3 protein-coding genes are annotated in these 3991 nt (G+C 70.0%); all 3 read left to right on the forward strand.

Going from position 1 to position 3991, the window contains the following annotated elements; genetic code table 11:
• Positions 1–349 precede the first annotated feature (349 nt).
• Entirely contained in the window at positions 350–1723 is a 1374-nt protein-coding gene (locus MJ797_RS01535; RefSeq protein ID WP_239330878.1) for a ribonuclease D, read from the forward strand.
• A 242-nt stretch (positions 1724–1965) separates the two neighbouring features.
• On the forward strand, positions 1966–3213 hold the full coding sequence (locus MJ797_RS01540; protein WP_239330881.1) for a thiolase family protein: 1248 nt from the start codon (positions 1966–1968) through the stop codon (positions 3211–3213).
• Positions 3210–3991 (forward strand): enoyl-CoA hydratase/isomerase family protein (locus tag MJ797_RS01545; protein WP_239330884.1); only part of this gene is annotated, 782 nt, incomplete at its 3' end. The genes MJ797_RS01540 and MJ797_RS01545, both read left to right, overlap by 4 nt.

Raw genomic sequence — 3991 nt, forward strand, 5'->3', positions numbered from 1 at the left:
GAGCGACCGGCAATAGGGACGCGGCGTCGCGGGTGGGGCACGCACCTCGCCGCGTTGTCGTCAGCCGGCGCCCAGCATCAGGGCGCCTTCCTCCGCCGCCTTGCCGGACCGGGCGCGGATGAGCCGCTCGCTGAGCGAACGCCCTATCCTCGGGCGCTCTTATGATCATGACAGTTATCTTTGTCACTCTTCCCATGGCGCATCCAAGAACTCTCCGTACTTATATGGATACTAACAGTAAAATTAATCACTCAACCCGACGCCGATCACGAACCCACGCCGATTTAGTCGGGCCGCGTCCGCCCGAGCGCCCTGCTCATCGCCTGCTTCGGACGTACGATCGCCGATCGTGACGTCGACGGTTCCGGATTCATCGCACCAGCAAAACCAAGATCCCGGTGGCGGCGCGGAGCACGCTCGGCCGCTCTTGGAGCCGTCCGAAGGCATCCCCCCCGTCATCGTCGACGAGGCGTCGCTACATGCGGCCGCGGCACGGCTGGCCGCCGGGAACGGCCCGGTGGCCTTCGACGCCGAGCGGGCATCGGGGTATCGCTACAGCCAGCGGGCCTATCTGGTCCAGATCCGCCGCCGCGGATCCGGCACCCACCTCATCGACCCCGTCGCGCTGCCCGACCTCGTCCGCATCCAGGAGGCCGTCGGTGACGCCGAGTGGGTGCTGCACGCCGCCAGCCAGGACCTGCCCTGCCTGGCCGAGCTCGGTCTGCGTCCGGGCACGCTGTTCGACACCGAGCTTGCCGGCCGGCTGCTCGGTTACGAGCGGGTGGGACTGGGGATCATGGTCGAAAAAGTGCTGGGTTTTTCCCTCGAGAAGGGACACTCAGCGGCCGACTGGTCGACCCGGCCGTTACCAGAACCGTGGCTGCGCTATGCCGCGCTCGACGTCGAACTTCTCATCGAGCTGCGCGACGCGCTGCACGGCGAGCTTGCGGCCCAGGACAAACTGCGGTTCGCCCGCGAGGAGTTCGCCGCGATCGCCGCGGCTCCCCCCCGTGAGCCACGACCGGAGCTGTGGCGGCGCACCAGTGGGATCCACCGGGTTCGCAACCGTCGCCAGCTCGCCGCGGTCCGTTCGATGTGGACGACCCGGGACCGGATCGCCCGCGAACGGGACATCGCTCCCGGCCGGGTGCTGCCAGACAGCGCGATCATTGACGCGGTCCTCAACAACCCCGCCGACGTCGAGGCCCTGACCCGGCTACCGATCTTCTCCGGCCCACGGCTGCGCCGCAACGCGCGGACCTGGCTCACCGCGCTGCGGGAAGCCGCCAGCCTGCCCGAGGACACCCTGCCACCGGCGGTCGCGCCCGGAGGTGACGGGCTACCGCCGCCGAACCGCTGGGCCGATCGTGATCCGGTGGCGGCAGCCCGGCTCGTCCGGGTACGCGCCCAGCTGGGCGCCATCGCCGCCGAGCGGAGCATGCCGGTGGAGAACCTGTTGGAACCGGCCCTTGCCCGCCGGCTCGCCTGGTCACCACCGGCAGCACCCGCATCGGTCGAGATCGTCGCGGAGCTGCTGCGCAAGGGCGGCGCCCGGCCATGGCAGGTGGAGCTCACCGCCAGCCCGATCGCGAGCTGCCTGTCGGCACCGCCAGCACCGCCAGCACCGCCAGCACCGCCAGCACCGCCAGCACCGCCAGAGCGGCTTGACGAGCCTGCGCTGCGGCGGGACCCGGCCGCATCGGCCGACGGCGGCACCGGATAGGGCAGCGGCACCGGATGGGACGCGGCAGGCACAGGGCCCCGCTTCGCGGTCAACTCGGCGGAGCGGGGTACGGGGTTACCCATGAGTAACAGAGTGCCGTAGGCTTCGATGTGCCGGCAACCACGTCGGCACCGGCTTTGTCCGGGTCTCGCGCAGAGCCGAAGACGGTGCGATCGCTTTTCACGATCATTTCTTGACACCGCCGGAGGCCGAAGTCGCCGCAATGCTGTCAGGAGGCACAGGTGTTCCTAGCTGCCAGGGACTCCGTCCGCGACGTCGTGTTCGTCGACGGTGTCCGCACCCCCTTCGGCAAGGCAAAGGGGGTCTATGCTGAGACACGCTCGGATGATCTGATCGTCAGGGTCATCCGTGAACTGCTGCGACGCAATCCGTCGCTGCCGGCCGAACGGATCGACGAAGTGGCGATCGCGGCCACCACGCAGATCGGTGACCAGGGCCTGACCATCGGCCGGACCGCGGGCATCCTGTCCGGTCTGCCGCGGTCCGTGCCTGGTTACGCCATCGACCGCATGTGTGCCGGGGCGGTCACGGCGGTCACGACCACCGCGTCGGCCATCGCTGTCGGCGCCTACGACGTCGCGATCGCGGGCGGTGTCGAGCACATGGGCCGCCACCCGATGGGCGAAGCTGTCGACCCCAACCCCCGTTTCGTCTCCGAACAACTGGTCGACCTATCCGCGCTGGTCATGGGGCAGACCGCGGAGAACGTCCACGACCGCTACCCGAAGATCACAAAAGCGCGGGCGGACGCGTACGCGCTCGCGTCCCAGCAGAAGGTGGCCAAGGCATACGCGAACGGCTGGATCCAGCCTGATCTGGTCCCGGTCGCGGGCCGGCACGCCGAAAGCGGCTGGGAGCTGGTGACGGCGGACGAACCACCCCGCCCGGACACCACGGTGGCGGGGCTCGCCGGTCTGAAGACCCCGTTCCGCCCCCACGGCCGGGTGACCGCGGGGAACTCGGCCGGCATCAACGACGGCGCGACCGGATGCGTGCTCGCCGCCGCGGATGTCGCCGAGGAACTCGGCCTCACGGCGAAGATGTCGCTGGTCGGTTTCGGCTTCGCCGGAGTCGAGCCCCACGTGATGGGGATCGGGCCGATCCCGTCCACCCAGAAGGCCCTGGCCCGCACCGGCCTGTCCATCGACGACATCGGCCTGTTCGAGCTGAACGAGGCCTTCGCTGTCCAGGTGCTGGCCTTCCTCGACCACTTCGGCATCTCCGATGACGACCCGCGGGTGAATCCCTACGGCGGCGCGATCGCCCTGGGACATCCGCTGGCGGCCAGCGGCGTGCGGCTGATGACCCAGCTCGCCCGCCAGTTCGCCGAGCATCCAGAGGTCCGTTACGGGCTCACCGCCATGTGCGTGGGCCTCGGCATGGGCGCGACGACCATCTGGGCGAACCCGCACTTCGACGCCGCCGCGAGTGCCTCGGAAGCGACTGACCGGACAGGAGAGGCAGCATGACCTCGACCGGAATGCCGGCCCTGGAGTATCCGGGCGAAGTGGTGACGCAGGCTCACGTCCGCTACGTGACGCTGCCTGACGTGGCCGGGCCGATCGCGCTCATCACCCTGGACAACGGCCTGGACCACACCCGGCCGTCGACCTTCGGCCCCGCCGGGCTACGCAACCTGCTCGCCGCCATGGACGAGATCGAGACGCACGCCCCGGCTGTGGCGGCCATCGCCATCACCGGTAAGCCGTTCGTCTTCAGCGTCGGCGCCGACCTGTCCTTCCGGGCCTCCTTCACCGATCCGCAGGCTGTCCGGCCCGCCATCCACGCGTTCAGCGAACTCGGGCACGCGGCGATGCGCCGGATCGGTGCGGGCCGTTTGCACGGCCGCAAAGTGCCCACCTTCGCGCTGGTCAACGGTGCGGCGCTGGGCGGCGGCCTGGAACTGGCACTGCACTGCGACTATCGGGCCGTGTCCTCAGCGGTCCGGACGCTCGCCCTGCCCGAGGTCTTCCTCGGGCTGGTACCGGGGTGGGGCGGAACCCAGCTGCTACCGAATCTGGTCGGCGCGGACGCCGCGGTCACCATCGCCGTCGCGAACCCGCTGAGCCAGAACAGGATGCTCAGTGCCGGTCAGGCGGTCGAGCTCGGCCTCGCGGACGTCCTGCTGGAACCGGCGGACTTTCTGGAGGAGGCACTGCGTTGGGCCGGCCGGGTCATCCGCGATGAGATCGACCCGGCGGCCGCGCGGACGCCGGTGCGGCGCGGCCAGGCCTGGGCGGACGCGGT

The organism is Protofrankia sp. CiP3, assembly GCF_917627345.1.
GTDB lineage: Bacteria > Actinomycetota > Actinomycetes > Frankiales > Frankiaceae > Protofrankia.